The organism is Alkalimonas sp. NCh-2 (assembly GCF_039631345.1).
In the GTDB taxonomy this organism is placed as follows: domain Bacteria; phylum Pseudomonadota; class Gammaproteobacteria; order Enterobacterales; family Alteromonadaceae; genus Alkalimonas; species Alkalimonas mucilaginosa.
The window spans coordinates 119,349-139,915 of the sequence record NZ_JBDIUV010000003.1; the positions used below are offsets into that span (position 1 = coordinate 119,349).

Annotated in this window: 15 protein-coding genes and 1 riboswitch; of the genes, 7 read left to right on the forward strand and 8 right to left on the reverse strand. The window is 54.6% G+C overall.

What is annotated here, in order from left to right; translation table 11 throughout:
• Positions 1-619: 619 nt before the first annotated feature.
• Together ABC502_RS09615 and ABC502_RS09620 are read right to left on the reverse strand one after the other, a co-directional pair.
• Positions 620-2,350 carry a protein kinase gene (locus ABC502_RS09615; RefSeq protein WP_345915736.1) on the reverse strand — a complete coding sequence of 577 codons (1,731 nt, stop codon included), beginning with the start codon at positions 2,348-2,350 and terminating at the stop codon, positions 620-622.
• Between the two features lie 11 nt (positions 2,351-2,361).
• Positions 2,362-3,843, reverse strand: coding sequence for a NarK family nitrate/nitrite MFS transporter (locus ABC502_RS09620; protein ID WP_345915737.1), 1,482 nt, complete (start codon positions 3,841-3,843; stop codon positions 2,362-2,364).
• A gap of 319 nt (positions 3,844-4,162) precedes the next feature.
• Here ABC502_RS09620 and ABC502_RS09625 point away from each other — a divergent pair, with 319 nt between their 5' ends.
• The 3 genes from ABC502_RS09625 to ABC502_RS09635 all read left to right on the forward strand — a co-directional run bounded on the left by ABC502_RS09625 (position 4,163) and on the right by ABC502_RS09635 (position 7,153).
• A complete protein-coding gene (locus ABC502_RS09625) occupies positions 4,163-5,446 on the forward strand; it encodes an MFS transporter (protein WP_345915738.1) in 1,284 nt (427 codons plus the stop codon).
• Positions 5,433-6,632 carry an NnrS family protein gene (locus ABC502_RS09630; protein ID WP_345915739.1) on the forward strand — a complete coding sequence of 400 codons (1,200 nt, stop codon included), beginning with the start codon at positions 5,433-5,435 and terminating at the stop codon, positions 6,630-6,632. Before ABC502_RS09625 ends, ABC502_RS09630 begins: the two co-directional genes overlap by 14 nt.
• Positions 6,633-6,754: 122 nt before the next feature.
• Positions 6,755-7,153 carry a putative zinc-binding protein gene (locus tag ABC502_RS09635; protein ID WP_345915740.1) on the forward strand — a complete coding sequence of 133 codons (399 nt, stop codon included), beginning with the start codon at positions 6,755-6,757 and terminating at the stop codon, positions 7,151-7,153.
• A gap of 20 nt (positions 7,154-7,173) precedes the next feature.
• On the opposite strand, the gene moeB is transcribed toward ABC502_RS09635, so the two are convergent.
• From moeB to norR, 3 genes are read right to left on the reverse strand one after another with little or no spacing between them, the layout of a single operon-like run.
• The gene (gene moeB, locus ABC502_RS09640; protein WP_345915741.1) at positions 7,174-7,962 is read right to left on the reverse strand and encodes a molybdopterin-synthase adenylyltransferase MoeB; all 789 of its coding nucleotides are present in this window, start codon (positions 7,960-7,962) and stop codon (positions 7,174-7,176) included.
• Positions 7,946-8,371 carry a YbaN family protein gene (locus tag ABC502_RS09645; RefSeq protein WP_345915742.1) on the reverse strand — a complete coding sequence of 142 codons (426 nt, stop codon included), beginning with the start codon at positions 8,369-8,371 and terminating at the stop codon, positions 7,946-7,948. Before ABC502_RS09645 ends, moeB begins: the two co-directional genes overlap by 17 nt.
• Entirely contained in the window at positions 8,368-9,981 is a 1,614-nt protein-coding gene (norR, locus tag ABC502_RS09650; protein ID WP_345915743.1) for a nitric oxide reductase transcriptional regulator NorR, read from the reverse strand. Before norR ends, ABC502_RS09645 begins: the two co-directional genes overlap by 4 nt.
• 161 nt (positions 9,982-10,142) lie before the next feature.
• On the opposite strand from norR, the gene ytfE reads away from it, so the two are divergent.
• The gene (ytfE, locus tag ABC502_RS09655) at positions 10,143-10,823 is read left to right on the forward strand and encodes an iron-sulfur cluster repair protein YtfE (RefSeq protein WP_345915744.1); all 681 of its coding nucleotides are present in this window, start codon (positions 10,143-10,145) and stop codon (positions 10,821-10,823) included.
• Positions 10,824-10,860: 37 nt separating this feature from the next.
• Here ytfE and lysC read toward each other — a convergent pair whose 3' ends face one another.
• A complete protein-coding gene (gene lysC, locus ABC502_RS09660) occupies positions 10,861-12,207 on the reverse strand; it encodes a lysine-sensitive aspartokinase 3 (RefSeq protein WP_330089301.1) in 1,347 nt (448 codons plus the stop codon).
• Between the two features lie 99 nt (positions 12,208-12,306).
• A riboswitch (Lysine riboswitch) is annotated at positions 12,307-12,477 on the reverse strand.
• 220 nt (positions 12,478-12,697) lie between these two features.
• On the opposite strand from lysC, the gene ABC502_RS09665 reads away from it, so the two are divergent.
• Both ABC502_RS09665 and ABC502_RS09670 read left to right on the forward strand, forming a co-directional pair.
• Positions 12,698-14,437: an autotransporter assembly complex family protein gene (locus ABC502_RS09665; RefSeq protein ID WP_345915745.1), complete on the forward strand. Its 1,740-nt coding sequence runs from the start codon at positions 12,698-12,700 to the stop codon at positions 14,435-14,437.
• The gene (locus tag ABC502_RS09670) at positions 14,434-18,153 is read left to right on the forward strand and encodes a translocation/assembly module TamB domain-containing protein (RefSeq protein WP_345915746.1); all 3,720 of its coding nucleotides are present in this window, start codon (positions 14,434-14,436) and stop codon (positions 18,151-18,153) included. Before ABC502_RS09665 ends, ABC502_RS09670 begins: the two co-directional genes overlap by 4 nt.
• Positions 18,154-18,155: 2 nt before the next feature.
• Here ABC502_RS09670 and ABC502_RS09675 read toward each other — a convergent pair whose 3' ends face one another.
• Positions 18,156-18,923 carry a methyltransferase domain-containing protein gene (locus ABC502_RS09675; RefSeq protein ID WP_345915747.1) on the reverse strand — a complete coding sequence of 256 codons (768 nt, stop codon included), beginning with the start codon at positions 18,921-18,923 and terminating at the stop codon, positions 18,156-18,158.
• A gap of 10 nt (positions 18,924-18,933) precedes the next feature.
• On the opposite strand from ABC502_RS09675, the gene ABC502_RS09680 reads away from it, so the two are divergent.
• Positions 18,934-19,692 carry an ElyC/SanA/YdcF family protein gene (locus ABC502_RS09680; RefSeq protein ID WP_345915748.1) on the forward strand — a complete coding sequence of 253 codons (759 nt, stop codon included), beginning with the start codon at positions 18,934-18,936 and terminating at the stop codon, positions 19,690-19,692.
• On the opposite strand, the gene ABC502_RS09685 is transcribed toward ABC502_RS09680, so the two are convergent.
• Entirely contained in the window at positions 19,689-20,453 is a 765-nt protein-coding gene (locus ABC502_RS09685) for a Nif3-like dinuclear metal center hexameric protein (protein WP_345915749.1), read from the reverse strand. The genes ABC502_RS09680 and ABC502_RS09685 overlap by 4 nt on opposite strands.
• Between the last annotated feature and the right edge of the window lie 114 nt (positions 20,454-20,567).

Genomic DNA, 20,567 nt, shown 5'->3' on the forward strand with positions numbered 1-20,567 from the left:
CATACCAAATCGAAGACTTCGTCGTAGAACATCACCTGATAGTGCTTGCACTCAGAAAGGTGCGATTGATTTAGTGAGGCCAACCACGTGGAATTCACAACTTCAAATATCGCTGCTCGGCTTTCTCCAGTGGCTAGGATACTACCATGCACCTCTTCCGAGGCCATGCTATATGCCTCAACACCTTCTAACACCAGGTGCCTCAAGTTGTCAGGGACATATTTATCGTCAGGATTGAAATACTCGAAGCCGACGAGGACCGTCCCCCTTAGTTTCCATACAACTCTTTGAAGCTCAGGGCCTCTTCCGTCGTGGTAGAAATCACTCTCGAGAATTGGCTTAGTGCTCATACTCGTCCTGATGCATAACAGCTTATTCAAAGGACAAGAACCCGCAAGTTGCAGCCAAAACGTCCTTTGAGTTGTTCAATCTTTCCAGTCTAAGCCTGCATCTAAATGTAAATCAAGGGATTTTTTCTGCCATGTTTTTTGTTACAGCAAAATACAAGAAATAAACCCGCGAGTTGTTGAAATAAAACTCAGATACAACACCTGGTTACTCATACAGTTCATTTTGGGAGTGCTCTGGCTGGTGGCGCTTTTAGGTAGGAACTGCCACCTTAACGCTGCAACAAAAACAACCAAATCACCAGCAGCAAGGTAATAAACCAAAAGCCGGACAGCAGCTGCCAGAACAGCAGGCTGCTGGTGCGGGTGTTGCGTTTGACTTCTTCGCGTAAAAAGTCCGGGTTGGGCTGTTTTAAATCGCGCAGCAGGCTCTGCAGTGTGGTGTAACGCTGCTGCAGGTCAAAAGCCACACCTTTTTCCAGCGCCCGGTCGAACCACAGCGGAATGCGTGGGTTGTGCTCGCGGGCCGGGATATAGCGCAGGCGATCAAAGTCACTGGCGGTGCGGCAATCTTCGATTTTACTGCCATAAGGCAACTGGCCGGTAAAAAGCTCGTAGCAGATGGTGGCCAGCGAATAGACATCGCCCTGAATGCCGGAATTGTGGCCTTGCAGGTACAAAGGATCGGAATAACTGGCGGTGCCAAGCGCGGCTTCGTGCTCCAGCGGCACAAAAATCTCGGCCACCCCGGCAACAAAGACCGAGCCAAAATCGACGATTTTGACCTGATCATCGGCCGTCACCAGGATATTGCCCGGCTTCAGATCCTGATGAATGGCCTCGCAATCATGAAATGCCTGTAAGCCTTTGGCGATTTGTTCTACCAGCTTGATGGCCCGGCCGGGTTTGACCGGCTGCTGCTGCGTAAGCCACTGCTCCAGGCTCTGGCCCTGCACGTATTCCATCAGATAGTACAAAAAACTGCGCGGCCGGCTTTGCCGGATCACTTTGACCACATACGGGCTTTGAATACGGCTACCAATCCACTCCTCGCGGATAAAGCGGTCAATGTAATTGGGATCGTCGCTGTAGTTGACCGACGGGCATTTTAAAATCAGGCTCTTTTCCGTGTCAGTATCGGTTACCAGATACAGATGGCTGCGCTCACTGGCATAGAGCTCGCGCTCGATGCGGTAGCCATCCACTTTCATCCCGGGGGCCAGCACCGGCGGAAACGGCAGCCGGGTTAAGCGCTCGTTGTAATCGTCGATGCTCTCGGCGGGCAGTGCCTCTACCCGGGCCAATACAATGGAAATATTGTCATCCGAGCCCTGGCGAAGCGCCAGCTCAGTCAGTGCCTGCACTTTTTGCTCGGCACTGCTGTCGCTAAGCAGTTGCTCCAGCAATTGCTGCTCAGTCACAAAGTCGTGCAGGCCATCGCTGCTCAGCACAAACCAATCCCCTGGCTGCAGCTGCTGACGGCCTGCGTCCAGTTGCAACTGGTTGCTCATGCCAAGCGCGCGCGCCAGAAACTGCCGTTTGTCCTGCAATACCGTGCTGTGATCGGTGCTAAGCTGGCTGAGCTGGCTGCCTCGGCAGTGCCAGATGCGGCTGTCACCAACATGAAAAAAATACGCGGTATGGGATTTCAGTACCAGGGCACTGAAAGTACACAAATGGCCTTTCAGCTCATTGGCAAAGGCATGGCTGCGGCGGTACAGCCGCAAGTTGATGGTGGATAGCACCTGCTCGGCGCTTTGGCGCACCGACCAGGTATCGGGGGTATTGAGGTAATCCTGCACAAAAGAAGTGACGGCAGTCTGGCTGGCCTCGCGACCGGCTTCAGCACTGCTGACCCCATCGGCCAGTGCCAGCACCGCCCCTTTGTAGGTACGCAGGTAAGGATCGTCCGGCAGCTGCCAGCAGACCGCATCCTCGTTGCCGGTTTTGCCGCCAGCTTCCGAGCTGGCGGCGATGGTCAGTTGCAGCAGCGGTGCGCTCAATACAATCCCCGTTATTTATGGCCAACGTCGATGGTGTGAACGGTACCATCCGGCAGCACTTCGGTGATATGGCCTTTCGGATTGTCCAGGAACAGAATCGCCACCAGCCCCACCAGCGCCGAAGCCGCAATCACAAAGAAGAAGGTACTGTAGCTAACAAAGCTGAGCACGGTCAAATAGACCACAGCGCCAACATTGCCGTAAGCGCCGGCCATACCGGCGATCTGGCCAGTCATGCTGCGTTTGATCAGCGGGATCATCGAAAAAACTGCGCCCTCACCGGCCTGTACAAAGAACGAACAGGCCATGGTCACCAGCACCGCCAACGGGATCCACCAGTAGCTGTCAATCAGCCCCATCAGGAAATACCCCACCGCCAAACCGGCAATCAACACCAGCATGCTGCGACGACGGCCGAATTTATCCGAGAACCAACCGCCCATTGGCCGCGATACCAGGTTCATAAAGGCAAAGCCAGATGCCAATAAGCCCGCTGTCACCGGCGTTAAACCTTCAAAGGTTTGCAGGAAAAACAGCGGCAGCATTGACACCACCGCCAGCTCCGAGCCGAAGGTAGCAAAATAAGCCACATTCAAAATACCAACTTGTTTAAAGGAGTACTTCTGCATTTCCGGCACCCCTTCGCGCAAATGCTCGGCATTGATGCGCCAGGTTTGCTGGGTCTGGAAGATAAAGAGCACCACCAGGACGCCGAGGAAAATATACATCCAGCTCTCATCAAACAGGTTCACACCGGCCGGCGATAAGCGCCAGGCCAGGATCCCGAGTGCCAGGTACATCGGGATGTTCATCGCAATCAACAACCAGAGATCGCCCCAGCTAGTGACTTCCATCGCCCCGGTTTTCTTTGGCTTGAAGTAAATCGAGCCCTTGGGGGTATTGCGGGCGTACTTGTAAAACACCAGGCCGTAGAGGCCACACACCACACCGACACTGGCAATGGCGTAGCGCCAGCCATCGTCGCCACCATACATCAAAGCAATGGTGGGCAGCAGCATGGCCGCAGCGGCCGAGCCAAAGTTGCCCCAGCCTCCGTAAATGCCTTCTGCCGTGCCCACCTGATGGGCCGGAAACCATTCACTGACCAGGCGAATACCAATCACAAAACCAGCACCGACAAACCCCAGCAAGAAACGAAAAATTGCCAGACTGGTGTAGGTGTTGGCAAAGGCAAAGCCAATACACAAAAAGGCCGAGATAATCAGCAAGCCGGAATAGATAATACGCGGGCCATATTTATCAACCAGCATCCCCACAACAATTCGCGCCGGTATGGTGATGGCCACGTTTAAAATCAACAGAGCGCGAATTTGCGCATCGGTCAGGCTTAAACTGGCCTGGATCGACGACAGCAAAGGCGCATGGGCAAACCAGACCGCAAAGGTTAAAAAGAACGCAAACCAGGTCAGGTGCAAAGTTTTAATTTTCGGGTCGCTGAATCGCAGCAGATTCAGACTGCCAGTGTCAGACATAACTCACCTCGGGTGTGAAAGGACAATTCCTGGCGCCAGTGTCTGCGCCTTTGCCAGAGCATAACTTGATCTGCATCAACAGGAAAAACCATTGAAATTACAAGGAAAAGCCGGGTTACCCCCTTGGTGATAACGGCACGCAAGCGCCAGCACCGCTCACCACTGAACCCCCTACCCCCAACGGAGTAGCCGCAGCTGGCCGCGCATCGGTCAAAGCTTCTTCGGGGTATTCCCTGGGAGCCGGGCAAGCCGGATAAAAGCCGGGTATCATGACAAGGATCACCCAACGCGGGAACCACAGCCAGATGAGCCTTATGCTATGAATGCGACCTTGCCCCATGCCTGGCGCGCCCTGACCATGGCGACCCTGGCCTTTGCTGCCAATTTCTCGGTCTGGACCCTGTATGCGGTGCTGGCCATCGATTTTCAGGACAAGCTGGACTTAACCGGTACCGAGCTGGGTATTTTGCTGTCGGCTCCGATCTTGTCCGGCGCTTTGCTGCGCTTTCCGCTGGGTATTCTGTCGGAGTACCAAAGCGCCCGCACTTTGTGGCTGTGGCAAATGGCGCTGACGATACCGGCGCTGTTGCTGCTGCCGTTGATTGGCAGTTTTCAGGGCTTTCTCTGGCTTGGGCTCTGGATTGGCGTCAGTGGCGTGTCTTTTACCTTTGGCATTCGCTATGTCACCGACTGGTTTAGTCGCGAGCAGCAGGGCCTGGCGCTGGGTATTTTTGGTGCTGGCAATGCCGGTGCTGCTATTTCGCTGATTCTACTGCCCTTGTTGGTGTACTGGCAGGGCTGGAGCTGGACCGGGCCGGCCTATGCCGCTGGCTTGCTGTTTATGCTGTTGCTGTTTGCTGGTTTTGCTCCCAGGTTGCCAGCCTATGTGCAAAGCTATCAGCCCCCCTGGCGCGAACAGCTCAAGCCGCTGCGTCACTCCCAGGTCTGGCGGTTTGGCCTCTATTATTATTTTGTGTTTGGCAGTTTTTTGGCGCTGATCCTCTGGCTACCGCAGTACTACATGCAGGCCTACCAGCTCGATCTGCAGCAGGCGATGGCTTTTACGCTGTTTTTTGTCACCACCTCCAGCATGGCCCGGGCACTGGGCGGCTGGTTTGCCGATCGCTACGGTGGCCGCGCCGTCAACTGGAGCGTGTTCTGGGTCTGCTTGGTCTGCCTGTTCTTCTTGAGCTACCCGCCCACCACCATGACCATTCATGGGCTGGAACGTGATGTCGAGCTGACCATTGAAATCAATCTCTGGCTTTTTACCGCGCTGATTTTTGTCATCGGCGTGGCCCAGGGCTTTGGCCGCGCCAGTGTGCTGAAAATTACCCACGATCATTACCCGCAGCAGATGGGCTCGGTCGGTGGCATTATCGCCACCATTGGCGCTTTGGGTGGCTGCACCCTGCCGATTGCCTTTGGTGCCGCTCAGGATGCGCTTGGCATTGCCAGTGCCAGCTTTATGGTGCTGTACGCCGTATTGGCACTGTGCATGACCATGATGTTTTTTGCCATTCGCAGCGAGCAAGTGCAAAAACAACTGCAGGCAGCTCTTGCCAGTAACTTTTTTGAGGACAACGACGATGCAAATCACTGATGTACAGCAGGAAGAAGCGTTAAAACCCCTGCTGCGCCAGGCCTTTCGGCCACTGTTTTTATTCGGTGCCCTGTTTAGCTTGCTGGCCATGCTGCTGTGGGGGCTGGCGCTCAGCGGTCTAATTACCCTGCAGCCTTATGGCGATTTACTGTTCTGGCACCAGCACGAAATGCTGTTTGGTTTTGTCGCCGCTATTATTGTCGGCTTTTTGCTGACCGCGGTACAAAACTGGACCGGCCTGCGTGCTACCCATGGCGGTCCCCTGCTCTGGCTTACCCTGGTATGGCTGGCCGCCAGGGCCCTGATGCTGTTGGGTGGTTCACTGCCCGGCGTGCTGGTGGCGGCGGTTGATCTGGCTTTTTTACCTCTGGCGGCGCTGCTGTTTGGCCGCATCCTGCTGAAAGCCGGCCAAAGCCGTAATCTGTTTTTTGTGCCGGTACTGCTGCTACTGACCGCCTGCAATGCGCTGATGCACGCAGGGGTCATTTTGGACCAGCCGCTGTACAGCCAACACGGCATGCTGAATACCATCTGGTTGATTACCCTGGTGATGGCCATCGTCTCTGGCCGGGTGCTGCCGATGTTTACCGCCAATGGCACCCAAACACCGCGCATCGAAGCCAAACCCTGGCTGGATAACGCCGCCCTTGGCGCACTCTGGCTGATCTTTGCGCTGCACTTTGTGCTGCTGGTCAGCTGGCTACCGGCCAACCTGATGGCGCTGCTGTATGCAACGGCCTCTTTGCTCTGCTTGTGGCGACTGCTGCGGGTCAAAATCTGGCTGACCTTTCGGGTGCCCTTGCTCTGGTCGCTGCATATCGCCTGTTACTTTATTCCTGTTGGGCTGGCGCTGTTCGCTGCCAAAGCCGCTGGTCTGGCGGTTAGCCAAAGCACCGCCATTCATGCGCTGACGGCGGGTGCCATGGGGGTGATGATCCTGGCGATGATAGCGCGGGTCTCACTGGGCCATACCGGCCGTATGCTGCAACCCAAGCCGGTGATGGCGGCGGCTTTTGTGCTGCTGATTGCTGCCGTTCTGCTGCGGGTACTGGCGCAGTGGCTGCCGGGTTTTGCGCTGTATTGGTACCAACTGGCCATTGGCGGCTGGGTGCTGGCGTTTGGCTGTTACTGCCTAGTGTACTGGCCGGTACTCACTACGCCAAGAGCCGATGGCCGGCCGGGGTAAGTACACCACGGAGCCCTTACCTCTGATGGGGTAAGGGCTTCGCATCTTTGATGCACATCAAACTTTTGCTGCTGTGGCTGCCTACACTGAAGTTTCCGACTAAAAAAATGGGAACACCACGCATGGCAACAACAGAACTCGACTTAACACAACAACCCCTGGTCTATGCCTGTTCCGGCTGCTCCAATGTCGCCCAGTTGGCCAATGATTTGGCCGTAGTACTGGATCGCCAGGGGCTGGCCCAGATGTCCTGCATTGCCGGGGTGGGCGGCCATGTCAAACAGTTGCTCAAAGTAGCGCAATCCGGCCGGCCAATCCTGGCCATTGATGGTTGCCCACTCAATTGTGTGCGTCAAACCCTGGCGCAGCACGACATAGTACCGACCTACCATCTGGAGCTAACCAGTCTCGGCTACAAAAAACAGGATCATCAGGATTGCAGCATCAGCGACGCCTACCGCTTGCTGCATCAGGTGCAAACCGAAGTGCTGCCTCAGCTGGCTGTTCATGCTAAAGCCTGATCCGGGCCAGCAGCTTAGCCCTAACTGGCACCAGCCCCCTGGCCACAGACCGCGCAATGGGGATCTGCCGGTAGCTGAAACGACTGCCATTGTCCTTGCAGCGCATCAAACAAGTGCAGCCGGCCATAGCCGGGTTCGCCCACGCCGGCCACAATTTTAATGGCTTCCAGCGCCTGCATGCTGCCAATCACGCCCACCAAAGGCGATAACACGCCCGATTCCATGCAGCTGAGTTGCTGCTCGCCAAACAACTGGCTTAAGCACTGATAGCAGGCGTGCTTGCCATCCATCGGGAAACTGATCACCTGGCCTTCCAGCCGGATGGCCGCACCGGATACCAGCGGCGTGCCCGTAGCAAAGCAGGCTGCATTGATGGCATTGCGGGTGGCCAGGTTGTCGCTGCAATCAAGCACCAAATCGTAATCGGCCAGCATCGTCTGCAGCTCCTGTTGCTCGAATCGCCGGGTAAGAGCACTCAGCTGAGTATCCGGGTTCATACCGCTTAGATGACGCAGCGCCACCTCGGCTTTAGACTGGCCCAAATCACTTTCACGAAATAGGATCTGCCGCTGCAGATTGCTGCTATCAATCGTATCATCATCCACCAGGGTTAAAGCGCCGATGCCGCTGGCAACCAGATAAGGTGCCGCTGCGCAGCCAAGACCACCGACACCAATTTGCAAAACCCGCGAGGCCAGTAAGGCCTCCTGGCCGGCAAAATCCATCGCCGGCAGCATCAGATGGCGGCTGTAGCGCAGGCTTTGTGCGGTGGTCAGTTCTTTAAGCGCTTCTCTACGTGCTTTGGTCATGGGGTTTCTCCATCGGATTGACCGATACCGGCTCTGGACGCAGCCATAACCAGGTGGCTACAGCGGCTAAAAAGGGTGGCAGAATAATTTTTAACAGCACAGGGGCCGCCGAAAACCACATCAGCAGCACCGAGCCAGTCATCATCAGACTGGCCAGCCATTTGGCACGGCGTGATACAGCGCCGTGCTGACGCCAGGCTAAAATAGGCGGGCCATAACGCGGGTGCTGCAGCAACCACAGCTCCAGCGTCGGCCAGCCTTTGCCCGCAGCCCAGGCCGACAGCAATAAAAAAGGCACGGTGGGCAGGCCTGGCAATGGGATCCCAAGCAGCCCCAGCAGCAAGGCTTTAATAGCCAGCAAGCGCCAAAGCAATACCTTTAACCAGTGCCAGGCCTTAACAGTACTCATGGGTGCCCCCGGCTCGCTTTCAGGCCCAGCTTTTGCGCCAGTTTGTGCAAATTGCTGGCATCCACCCCTAAGCTACGGGCCGCATCGGCCCAGCACTGCTGATGTTGCTGCAAAGCTTCCTGGATCAGTTGGCGCTGGGTGCATTGTACGGCTTGTTTCATCGTTAAACCGTTCAAGACTGTTTGTTTCATCGTCAAACCGTTCAAGACTGTTTGTTTTAGTGTTAAACCGTTCAAGTCGGCTGTAGCTGCCGCCTCTGTTGTCGCCGTGACGGCGGGTTGCTGAGCATCAGCCAGCCCCAGCCAGTCGGCCTGCAGCGTCACAATGTCTTGTCGGCTGGCGCCCTGACTAAGCGCCTGAATGGCTGCCCGGCTCAGTACATGCTCCAGCTCGCGCACATTGCCCGGCCAGTGGTACTGCAGCAGTAATTGCTCCGCCTCCGGCGCAAAACGCAGGCTACGAAATCCCAGCCGCACCCGGTTTTGCTCCAGAAAATGACCAGCCAACAGCAAAATATCCAGCTCACGCTCGCGCAGCGGCGGAATAGGCAGTGGATAAACCGACAGCCGGTGGTACAAGTCGGCCCGAAACTCACCCTGTTGCACCCGCTCGGCCAGTTGACGGTTGGTGGCCGCGACAATACGGACATTGACCTGGCAGGGCTTGTCGGTGCCAAGGCGCTGCACTTCGCCGTTTTGCAGCACCCGCAGCAGTTTGGCCTGAATGGATAGTGGCAACTCACCCACTTCATCCAAAAACAAGGTACCACCATCGGCAGCCTCAAAACGCCCGGCCCTGTCCTGGCCGGCACCGGAAAACGCCCCTTTGACATGACCAAACAGCTCACTTTCGGCCAGGGTTTCCGGCAAGGCCGCGCAGTTGATGTACACCAGCGGCTTTTTGCTGCGGGGAGATAACTGGTGCAAGCGTCTGGCAAAGAGCTCTTTGCCGGTACCGGTTTCGCCGAGCAGCAGTACCGGCAGCTCGGAGTCGGCCACCACATCGAGCTGTCGCAACACCTGCTGCAGGGCTTTGCTCTGACCAATGATACCGCTATCTGCCTGGCTGGCGACAAGTCGGGGCTCGCTGTCGCTGCGGCTTTGCCGCAGCACCCGGTTGTCCCGCTCCAGCCGACAGACCCGGATAATGGCCTCGATTAAAAAGCTGTAGTGCTGCAAGCGCGCTTCACTGGCCGCATCAAAGGTGCCGGCTTGTAGCGCATCCAGGGTAATGGCGCCCCAGCATTCGCCTTCCACAAACAAACTCATGCCCATGCAATCATGCACCGCCAAGGGCTGCTCCGGCTGAGCATCCAGCAAGCCATCGTAGGGATCGGCCAGGCTGGAGTCCGGTGCAAACCGAACCGGTTGCCGGCTGGCCATAATGGTCGCTAACCTTGGATGATGCGCCACCACAAAGTGCCGGCCCAGCGCTTCGCGAGCCAGCCCTTGCATCGCAACCGGCTTTAAATAATCCTGCTGCTTTTGGAGCAACACCACAGCGCCGCAGCCAAACTCAGCCATCAGATTGCTGACCAGCCGCTGCAGCCGGACCGGTGCCGGCAACTCGGTCACCAGATCGGCCAGTATGATGGTTGGTAATACCGTCATTTTCACCACTCAGGGTTAATTTCACCATTTGCTTTAGGGTGCAATATACCATGCAGCCCGAAAAAGCTATAGGAATCAAAGGTGGTAGTTGCTGGCATGGCCCTTGCTCTTAGCAAGTAGCAAGTAACAAGCTGACAACCCAATCGATAGCAGGAGTACCCATGCAATTACTAACCCAACCTCTTGGCAAACTGGCCACCCAAATCAGTGGTGCCACCCGGGTGTTTCATCAGTACAAACTGGATTTTTGCTGCGGCGGACAGCTAAGCCTGGCCGAAGCCCTGCAAAAGCGGGGGCTGGAAACAGGCCCGGTGCTGGCAGCTTTGGAGGCGCTGCAGCAAAAGCCACTGGCAAAAGACTGGCGGCAGGCCCCGGCCCATGAGTTGATTGACTACATTTTGCAGCGCTACCACGACAAACACCGCCAGCAGTTGCCGGAGTTGATCCGGCTGGCGCGCCGGGTTGAACACGTACATGGCGACAGCCCGGACTGCCCGACTGGCCTGGCCGATCATCTGAATGCGATGCTGCAGGAGCTGGAAAGCCATATGCAAAAAGAAGAGCAAATCCTGTTTCCGATGCTGCGTCAGGGCATCTACCCGGCAGGCCCCATTTATGTGATGCAACAAGAGCATTTACAGCACGGTGACGAGCTGGAAAAACTGGATCAGCTCACCGATGGCATTTGTTTGCCGCAAGGCGCCTGCAACACCTGGACCGCCCTGTATCTGGGGCTGCGCGAGTTAAAAGAGGATCTGATGGAGCACATTTTGCTGGAGAACGAGATCTTATTTATTCAGCCAGCCCATGGTGACGGCATCTGTTGTGGCAGTTGCCAATAATCAGCACTCAGGGAGCCTTCGGCTCCCTGAGTTAGCGTTAAACCGCAAATAGGCTCTGATGCAATTGTTTCACCACCGGACTGGCATCGGCATCCTGCACCAAAAAGCACAGATTGTGCTTGGAGGCACCGTGGCAAACCATCCGCATATTCACCCCTTCCAGCGCCTGGAACAACTCACCGGTAATGCCGCGGCTGCTGTGCAAATGATTGCCAATCACGGCCACCAGACTCAAGCCATGCTCCACTTGAACATCCCCCAACTGGCGCAGCTCCTCAATGGCGGTTTCCGTTAAGCTGTCAAAGGCACTGCCTGGGGCTTCATCCAAAGTAAGGGCCACACTGATTTCTGAAGTGGTGACCAAATCCACCGAAATATGATGACGGCTTAGCACATCAAACACCCGGGTTAAAAAGCCTGCGGCATGCAACATGGCCGGGCTTTTCACCGTGATCAGCGTTTGTGATTTACGCAGAGCAATGGCGCGGTAAGCCGGACGCTCAGTAACCTCACGGGCAATCCAGGTACCACCGGCTTGCGGTTCACGGCTGGAGCCAACAAAAACCCGGATATTCTGCCGCACAGCGGGCAACAAGGTAGCCGGGTGCAGCACTTTGGCACCAAAGGTCGCCATTTCCGCAGCTTCATCGAAGCTGATTTCGCGGATGCAACGCGCTTGCTCGGTTAATCGGGGATCAGTGGTAAAAATCCCGACCACATCAGTCCAGATTTGCACCACAGTCGCATCCAGGGCTTCGCCCAGCAAAGCGGCGCTGTAATCGGAGCCGCCCCGTCCCAGCGTTGTGGTTTGCCCCTGAGCATCGGCACCAATAAAACCCTGCATCACCAGTCGCTCGCTGGCCAACAGCGGTTGAAGCTGCTGCTGACACAAGGCACGGATGGCCTCAACCTGGGGCTCCGCTTTACCAAAGTGACTGTCGGTCCGCATCACCAGCCGGCTGTCGAAACAGGCCACAGCCGCATCACGCTCGGCCAATACCTGAGTGAACAACACCGAACTTAACCGCTCGCCAAAGGACAGCAACTCGTCTTTTTGCTGTACACTAAAAACCGGGCCGGCTTGTTCAATCAGCTGGCGCAGCTCGGATAACAGCAAATCAATTTGTGCTGCCACTGCTTCCGGGTGCTGCAGCGCCTGCAACACCGCCATGGTAATGCGCTCGATATCGGTGTAGGCCGTAAAACGGGCATGCAATTCGGTTTGTTGGGCAATGGCGACGAGTTGATTGGTAACACCCGCACTGGCACTGACCACCACCACCCGAATACGGGGATCGGCCAGCACAATATCGGCACAACGGGACATGGCCGGGAAGTCGGCGACACTGGTGCCACCAAATTTAGCAACGATGAGTTCAGACATGGATCTCTCCTTATGCAGCAACAATAAGCAGAGCACGGCATTTGATAACAACGGAAACAGGCAGGCAGCAAAAACAAGCGCGCTGTTTAGCAGTACACAAAGGCCAGAAGCTCTCCACCAGGGTTCAGGTGACAGTCCCAGGGATTCAGCCCTGGCAACCGAAGCCATACGTTCTGTACCGTACGCTCCTCGGCGATGTTCCCCTCCCCTGTGCTGCGATGAACAGACATCTGACACAGGCTACCTGAACAACGCGCCTCTTCTGGTCTATCGAATTCGATGGACGGCGCTACTCTACCCAGATCATCTCTAAAAATCAATAGCTATCTGGCCGTCTGAGCAGGAGCCATGATAATCCTCATCGGCTTTATTCATACCCCATTCAACCACGTCACTATACAGTGAGCAGTCGCATAGGCCATAATAGCCATGACACACACAAAGCAAGTGCAGCTTTGGGTTTTCTTTTTTGTGTAGGAACTACTTTTTTGTGATCCCTTTGATTCGACAATTCGCCCTTGCCATCTTACTGCTCATGCTGCTGCCGGTCTCAGCCTTCGCAGACCAAACCCGCCTGCAAATTCAGGGAATATCCGGAGCGGTCAAAGACAATGTGGAGCTCTACCTGGCAAACTATGCCAATGGCGATGTTTCAACGTCGCTGCGCTTTCAAGCCCGGCTGGAGCAAGAGGCAAGAACCGCATTAAGGGCGCTTGGTTACTATCACCCCAGCATTGATTTTACCGTGCAGCGGCAGGCGCGCGGCAGTATTTTGGTGATGACCATTGCACAAGGCCCGGTTACCAGTTACCAAAAGGTGGACGTGCAAATCATAGGGGAAGCCGCGGATGACCCGGACTTTATCCGTCTTAAACAACGGTTAGCACCTAATAGCGGTGATGCCGTTCATCATGGCCAATACGAGCAACTGAAAACAAACCTGGCCAACCTAAGTCTGCGTAAGGGCTATTTTGACGCCGATTTTACCCGAACTCAACTGGCTGTATCTGAAGCACTCAAGCAAGCCCAATTGCAACTACACTTTGACAGTGGCCCACGCTACCGCTTTGGTGATGTTCGCTTTAGTGGTTCGCAGATACAGGAGCAACGCCTCTATTCGCTTATCCCGTTCCAAAGCGGCGATCCCTACCTTGCCAGCCAGCTTGGCGAATTTAACCAGGCCATTGCCAATACCAACTGGTTTGGCTCCATTTTGATTGAGCCTGATAGCGAATCGCTTGAGCGCGGGGAAGGCATTGTGCCTTTGCATGTGCAATTGGAGCCCAGAACCCGTAACAATGTAGAGCTGGGGGTGGGTTACGCGGACGTACAGGGAGCGCGCTTAAAAGCCAACTGGGACAGGCCCTGGCTCAATGACCGGGGTCATAGCCTGAATAATCGACTGGCGGTATCAAGGGTTGAACAGAGCCTGGAGTCGTCTTACCGCCTCCCACTGCGCAACGTGGCGCAGGACTTTTATCAGTTTCAAACCGGTATTAAGAATTTTGACAACAGAGATGGCAAGGGACAGGATTATACGCTGGCCGCTGAGCGACACTGGCTGCTAAGCAATCAATGGTACCGCACCCTGTCCATTCGCTGGCTCTATTCTGAGTTTACCCAGGCAGAGCAAGAAGACCGCAGTAATCTCTGGATGCCTGGTATCAGCTTTACCCGCAGCCGTAGCCAGGGCGGCATGATGCCAACCCGAGGTGACAGGCTGTTGTTTTCAGTAGAAACGTCCGACAGAGCCTGGGGCTCGGACAGCCGCTTTATTCGTTTACGCAGCAGAGCCAATTACATCAACAGCTTTGGCACAGATCACCGCATAGTAACCCGGCTGGATGCCGGTGCCATCTTGCTGGAAGAGGCCACGGCCCTGCCCCCCAGCCTGCGCTTTTTTGCGGGTGGCGACGGCAGTATCCGTGGCTATGGCTATGAGCGCGTAGCGCCGCTGGATGATGAAGACCGCTTGCTGGGAGGCCGTTATATGGTCACCGGCAGCGCCGAATACCAGTACCGGGTAAGCGGGAACTGGTGGCTGGCGACCTTTGCAGACTATGGCAGCTCCTGGAGCCGAGATCCTGACTGGAAACGAGGTATTGGTTTTGGGGTGCGCTGGGCCTCCCCTGTCGGCCCGGTGCGGCTGGATTTTGCCTGGGGCCTGGATCATGATTCAGATAAATCACGGCAGTTCCAACTGCACTTTTCTTTGGGCCCTGAGCTATGAAATGGTTACTCCGCTTAAATAAAGGCTTCTGGTACAGCATCTTGCTGTTTGTACTGTTAACTGCTGTATTGGCTTTTAGCCAGCCGGGACTACGTTTTAATATTTGGCTGATTGAATATCTGGTGCCTGAACTGCGTATTGCAAGTGTGCAGGGCAACCTGTTGAATGGCTTCACCCTGCATCAACTACAGTTCGAACAAGAGCAGTTTTCTATCGAGATTGAGCAGCTAAGCCTGGACAATCATATCCCCTGCCTGTTCAGCCTTAGCCTCTGTGTCAACCAGTTACAGTTAGACGGTGTTCGTATTGAGCTGGCCACCAGTGAAGCCGAGCCAGGCAACGAAACGCTGGATTTAAACTTTCCGGCTATTTGGAACCCATTACCGGTAGGCATTCGGGACTTACAGCTCCATGCTGTCGAGCTGCACATGCCAGAGCTTCATCTGCGGCTGGAGCATTTTCAAAGCGGTTTTGACTTTTGGGGCAACCGCCTGGTTATCCAGCCCACACAACTGCATGGCCTGGCTATTGTCAGTGAGACGCAAGAAGATCCTGAAGCAGACCAGGCGCTTCACTGGGCTGGCTTACAGCTTCCGGCTGTCCAGTTTCCTCTGCAACTGGATATGGTTGAGTTTCAACTGCATCAACTGTCGCTGAACCAGGAGCTGCTGTTGCAACACCTTCAGTTTGGCTTACTGGTTGACAGGCGCCAGCTACAACTGATTGATCTTACTCTGCAGCATGACGCATTGGAACTCAATGCTCAACTGACCGTACAACCACAACATCAGTATCCGCTGGATGCCAGCCTGCGTCTGTATCATCACGATATAGTGCAAAGTGCGACACAAGCAACCCTTGCCATAACCGGGGACCTAAGCTCTTTGCAGATACAAGCAGCTGTCGATGGGGCCCTGACCGCCGTTGCCAGTGCTGAACTCAACCTTATGCAAGAACATATGCCATTATCTTTGCAGCTGCGCAGCGAACATTTGCAATGGCCGCTGAATGCAGCTGCGCAGTATCAACTCAGTAACAGCCGATTGGATGCAGATGGTAACCTGCAACAGCTAACAACTCAGCTCACAACCATGCTGACCGGCCAGGACATACCGGATGCCAGCCTGGCACTGACTGCCGAGCTCGACAAAGAGCAACTGCGCATTGAACGTTTAACGCTTGGCACCCTCGGTGGCAAAATCCATGGCAGTGGTGAGCTAAATTTTGCATCCTTACTCAACTGGCAAAGTCAGTGGCAATTTGAACAGTTGGACCCGGGACAGCATTGGCCAGACTACCAGGGGCTGTTGTTTGGCAGCAGCCGTATTGAAGGTCAGCTCACAGCAGAGCAAGGCTGGCAATTGCGCATCCCGGATATGCAACTGTCGGGTTGGTTGCGGCAATTCCCCTTGCGACTGGATGGTCAGTTGCAACTGCAAGATCTTGATGGCTCTGGTGCTATCGAACTAAGCGCTTTGCCACTTCGTGTTCATCATGGTCAAAACCGGCTGGAACTTCAGGGCCGCTTAACTGAGCAATGGCAAATGACTGCCCAGTTGATGATCGATGATTTAGCTGACTCCTTACCTGATGCCGAGGGACAAATTCACAGTCACATCCTGTTATCCGGCCCACGCATGGCTCCGGTAGCAGAGCTTGAGCTGACAGCAACCGATATCCGCTGGCAAAATGAGTTTCAGCTGGGGTTAGCTCAGCTTAGTGGCAGTATCGATGCCGGTGAACCCATCCAGTCCAGCTTGCAGCTTGAGCTGGCACAAGCATCCTTTGATCAGTTCTCGCTGGATAGTGCCAGCTTGCAACTTGAGGGTAATGAACTCGATCACCACTTGCAGCTGACACTGGCTGGCAAGCCCCTGAGCGCCCAGATGCACTTAAGCGGACGTTTTGATCGTGAGCAGCTAAGCTGGTCAGGATTTTGGCAATCTGCCCGTCTGGATACTGAGCTTGGTTCATGGCAGTTGCAGCATGCCATGGCATTGCAACTGCAACCGATGGAGCAACAACTGTTGATTGGTGCCCACTGCTGGCTTCGGCAAGATGCCAGCCTTTGCTTGCAAGAAGACAGTGAGCTGACGGCAGAGCGGGCTGATATCAGTTTAGCACTCCATGCATTTGAGCTCAGTTGGCTGGAACCCTGGCTACCACTTTATGCAGAACTAAGTGGCCAGCTTCAGGCAGAAAGCCATATTAACTGGCGTGCCGACAGCCCCCTGCAAGCGGAAGTACAAGTCTCCAGTGCGCAGGGTATCGCCGGTTATCACTTGGATCATCCCATTCAATTACCCTGGAGCAACCTTCAGTTGCAAGCTCGCCTGCAGCAAGATTTACTCGAGTTGGACTGGCAGCTAGCAGTGACAGAGCAAGGTGCCATGCACGGCCAATTGCAATTAACAGAACTATCTGGCAATGATCGCCAACTAATGGCGGAATTGCATATAGATCAATTCAGCTTTGAGTTTTTACAACCCTTACTGGATGAGTACAGCCAATTAACCGCTATGCTCAACAGCCATATCCAGATACAAGGGCCTTTGCTGCAACCTGAAGTTACCGGCCATCTGACCATTGGAGACTTGTCTGTACGGGGCCAGCTTTCACCTATTGACGTAGAGCGCGGTGAGGTCGCTATTCAGTTTAAAAACGACAGTGCTGTGCTGCAAGGCTTTATCCAGACGCCTCAGGGACAGCTTCGGATGCAAGGCGATAGCCAGTGGGCCGATCTTGCAGCCTGGCAAGCGACATTAAAGGTGCAAGGCGATCCCTTGTCGGTGCAGATGCCTCTTGGCCGTATGCGACTGCAGCCAGATTTGCAATTAACCGCCACCCCGGAGCGCGCTTTACTGACTGGTGCTATTGATATCCCATGGGCGCGTCTGGTGATTGACAGCTTGCCTGATGCTGCTGTCAGCGTCTCCCGTGATGAAGTCATGGTCAATGAACACTTTGAGCCCCTGACAGACAGCAGTGATAGCCGCCCCTTTCCAATTCACAGTGATATCCGTATCCGCTTTGGAGATGAAGTACGCTTCGCCGCTTTCGGTTTACGTAGCCATATTCGGGGCAATCTGCAGGTACGACAGGAAAGCAATCAGCCGCGGCTCTATGGTGAGCTCAATCTGGTTGATGGTACTTTTCGCTCGTATGGGCAGGATCTGCAGATCCGGCGTGGCCAGATCTTGTTTAATGGGCCAGCCGACCAGCCCTTTCTAAACCTGGAAGCCATTCGTAACCCAGACAACATTGAAGACGATGTCATTGCCGGCATCCGAGTAAATGGACCGGCAGATGAACCAAACTTGCAGATCTTTTCCGAGCCAGCGATGGCGCAGGCCAATGCCACCTCGTATCTGCTGCTTGGCCGAAACCTGGATAGCGAATCCGGCAGTGGTGCCAACCCGGTCACCACCAGCCTGATAGGGCTTGGCCTTGCCTCCAGCTCTAAATTAGTTGGCAGTATAGGTGAAGCATTCGGCGTGCAGGATCTGGCATTGGATACCGCAGGCAGCGGTGATCAATCGCAAGTCACGGTTAGTGGTTATCTCACCCGCAATCTGCAGGTCAAATATGGCGTGGGTATTTTTGAACCTTTCGGTGAATTTACCCTGCGTTACCGACTGATGCGCAATCTGTACCTGGAAAGTGTTACCGGACTGGAGCAGTCGGTCGATTTGCTGTATCGCTTTGAGTTTAACTAAACTTAGACTGCCCGCAGCAACAGGTGTATGTACTTGCCCAGTGAGGCATAAGGCTCCTGCCGGTTGTACGCAAGCTCAAGCTCCAGCAGCTGCTGATAGTGGCTTTGCTGCATGGCAGGCTGGCGCAAATAGTCATGAAAACAGCGGACCCCGGTTTTGCTGAGTAACTGAAACCCTGCAGCTTCGCACCAGGCCAGCACATCCGCCGGCACCAGCGGGTGCTGTGGGCTAAGCGACACTGTTTTCCGCTGTTTAAGCCCTGCCACCACATAATCAAAGTTGCCATAAATCAGGTTGCCAAAACGTTTGGCATCCAGATTGTAAAACATTAACGACAAAATACCGCCCGGAGCAACCAACTGCTTTAAACAGCTGATAGCCTGCTGGGGCTCTGCCAACCACTCCAGCATGGCATGGCACAACACAACCGCATAGGTTTGACTGTGCTCAGACAACTGCTGCAAGCTGCTTTGTTGGCATTGGATCTGGGCAGCCACTCCCAGCTCTTGCGCATTTTTTTCGGCCACAGCCAGCATCTCAGCGGAAATATCGGTTAGCAACAACTGATGACCATGGCTGGCCAGCGTCAATGCCAACTGGCCTTGCCCGGCACCAACATCCAGCAGTTGCTGTGGTTGCTGCATCTCAGGCAGCTCCAACAAATCCCGCAACAACACCTGCTGCCGCAACTGCCCCTTACTGGTCTGATAAATGTTGCGTTGGAATTTATCCGCAATGCTGTCAAAATTACGATCGCTATTTTTCTTCATGGACGGCCTGATGGATCCTTTGCTGAAAACCTTGTTAATGCCCTTACCTTTACTGATGCTTTGGTTGGTGTGCGCTGCCATCCTTTGTATACGCAAGAAAAAAGCCGGTCTCTGGCTTCTTTTACCAGCCATTCTTAGTCTTTGGCTTGGCAGCAGCAGTGCCATCACTGAGCGTCTGGCCGCTCAACTGGAAATGCGCTATCCTGCCTATCAATCAACGGCGGCCATCGATAATATCATTGTACTTGGATGCTACCACAGTGATTTCAGTGCATTGCCACTGAGCAGCCAGCTTGCCGATTGCTCACTGGGCCGATTAACAGAGGCATTGGTCCTCTGGCATCAGCAGCCACAGGCACGTTTAATACTCAGTGGTCAGTTGCCTGCCCATCGCAAAAGCCATACGCAGATTTCGGCAGAGTTAGCAGTTGCTTTGGGTGTGGATGCCCGAAAAATTCTGCGCTTAACAGAGCCAACCAATACCCAGCAAGAAGCAGCCGCCATTGCACCTTACATCGTCGATCAACAGAATGTGCTGGTTACATCCGCCATGCATATGCCCCGTTCAATGCGTTGGTTTGACTACTATGGTGCTGAAGTGACAGCCGCACCAACCCATTACCAGGTGCGACGCGCAGCCGGAGAACACGGCATCACTGGTTATCTGCCGTCCCCTCATGGTATCCGCACCCTGACATTAGCTCAGTATGAATACCTGGGCCTTTGGCAACAAAGCTTTAAGCTGTGGTGGGATCCGGAAGATCCTTAAGCCGGATTCGGTATATCAATAAACTCGACGGCCACCTTGGTTTCATTAGCCAGCCACTGCCCCAACGCTTTCACACCATAGCGCTCGGTTGCATGATGGCCCGCAGCAATAAAGTGAATACCTTGCTCGCGTGAACTATGAATGGTTTGCTCCGAGACTTCACCACTGATAAAAAGCTCAGCTCCGTCAGCAGCCGCTGCATCAATGTAGCCCTGCCCCCCGCCACTGCACCATGCAACTTGCTGAACCAGGTGCGGGCCGGCACTATGACTCAGTACAGTTCGTCCCAACGCATCTTGCAACGCTGCAACAATCTCACTCAAGGGCCTTGCTGTCGGGTAACGCCCCTGCATAACGATGCCTTCAGGCTGAACACTGAGCAGAGCCTGCGCTTTCTCAATGCCAAGCAACGCTGCCAGTTGTGCGTTGTTGCCAAGCTCCGGGTGCACATCCAGCGGCAAATGATAAGCAAAGAGATTAATATCATGCTGTAACAAAGATTGCATGCGTCTTTTTTTCATCCCGGTAATGCAGGCAGCTTCCCCTTTCCAGAAATAGCCATGATGTACCAGAATAGCATCTGCGCCAGCGGCTATCGCAGCATCAATCAAGGCTTGAGAAGCCGTTACACCGGTTACAATTTTACCAATCTCGGCTTTCCCTTCTACTTGCAACCCATTTGGGCAGTAATCTTGTACCAGCTGCGGGGCCAACTTGCTGCTTAGTAATGACAGCAGCTGCTGACGATGAATGGTCACCATAACGTCCTCCTTTAATCCAACCTATTCTAACAGCCCCGACTGAGCCGACAAAGGAGCAAATTTGTCAGAAAGCAGTGAATGTTGTATAACTAATCAGCACCCTATTCTATAAAC

What these genes read in the sequence shown, in the direction of transcription:
- ABC502_RS09635 (WP_345915740.1), top strand. Translation starts at nt 6,755, where the DNA reads ATGGCAACAACAGAACTCGACTTAACACAACAACCCCTGGTCTATGCC.
- ABC502_RS09675 (WP_345915747.1), bottom strand. Translation starts at nt 18,923, where the DNA reads ATGAAGAAAAATAGCGATCGTAATTTTGACAGCATTGCGGATAAATTC.
- ABC502_RS09670 (WP_345915746.1), top strand. Translation starts at nt 14,434, where the DNA reads ATGAAATGGTTACTCCGCTTAAATAAAGGCTTCTGGTACAGCATCTTG.
- norR (WP_345915743.1), bottom strand. Translation starts at nt 9,981, where the DNA reads ATGACGGTATTACCAACCATCATACTGGCCGATCTGGTGACCGAGTTG.
- ABC502_RS09645 (WP_345915742.1), bottom strand. Translation starts at nt 8,371, where the DNA reads ATGAGTACTGTTAAGGCCTGGCACTGGTTAAAGGTATTGCTTTGGCGC.
- ABC502_RS09620 (WP_345915737.1), bottom strand. Translation starts at nt 3,843, where the DNA reads ATGTCTGACACTGGCAGTCTGAATCTGCTGCGATTCAGCGACCCGAAA.
- moeB (WP_345915741.1), bottom strand. Translation starts at nt 7,962, where the DNA reads ATGACCAAAGCACGTAGAGAAGCGCTTAAAGAACTGACCACCGCACAA.
- ABC502_RS09630 (WP_345915739.1), top strand. Translation starts at nt 5,433, where the DNA reads ATGCAAATCACTGATGTACAGCAGGAAGAAGCGTTAAAACCCCTGCTG.
- ABC502_RS09680 (WP_345915748.1), top strand. Translation starts at nt 18,934, where the DNA reads ATGGATCCTTTGCTGAAAACCTTGTTAATGCCCTTACCTTTACTGATG.
- ytfE (WP_345915744.1), top strand. Translation starts at nt 10,143, where the DNA reads ATGCAATTACTAACCCAACCTCTTGGCAAACTGGCCACCCAAATCAGT.
- ABC502_RS09625 (WP_345915738.1), top strand. Translation starts at nt 4,163, where the DNA reads ATGAATGCGACCTTGCCCCATGCCTGGCGCGCCCTGACCATGGCGACC.
- ABC502_RS09685 (WP_345915749.1), bottom strand. Translation starts at nt 20,453, where the DNA reads ATGGTGACCATTCATCGTCAGCAGCTGCTGTCATTACTAAGCAGCAAG.
- lysC (WP_330089301.1), bottom strand. Translation starts at nt 12,207, where the DNA reads ATGTCTGAACTCATCGTTGCTAAATTTGGTGGCACCAGTGTCGCCGAC.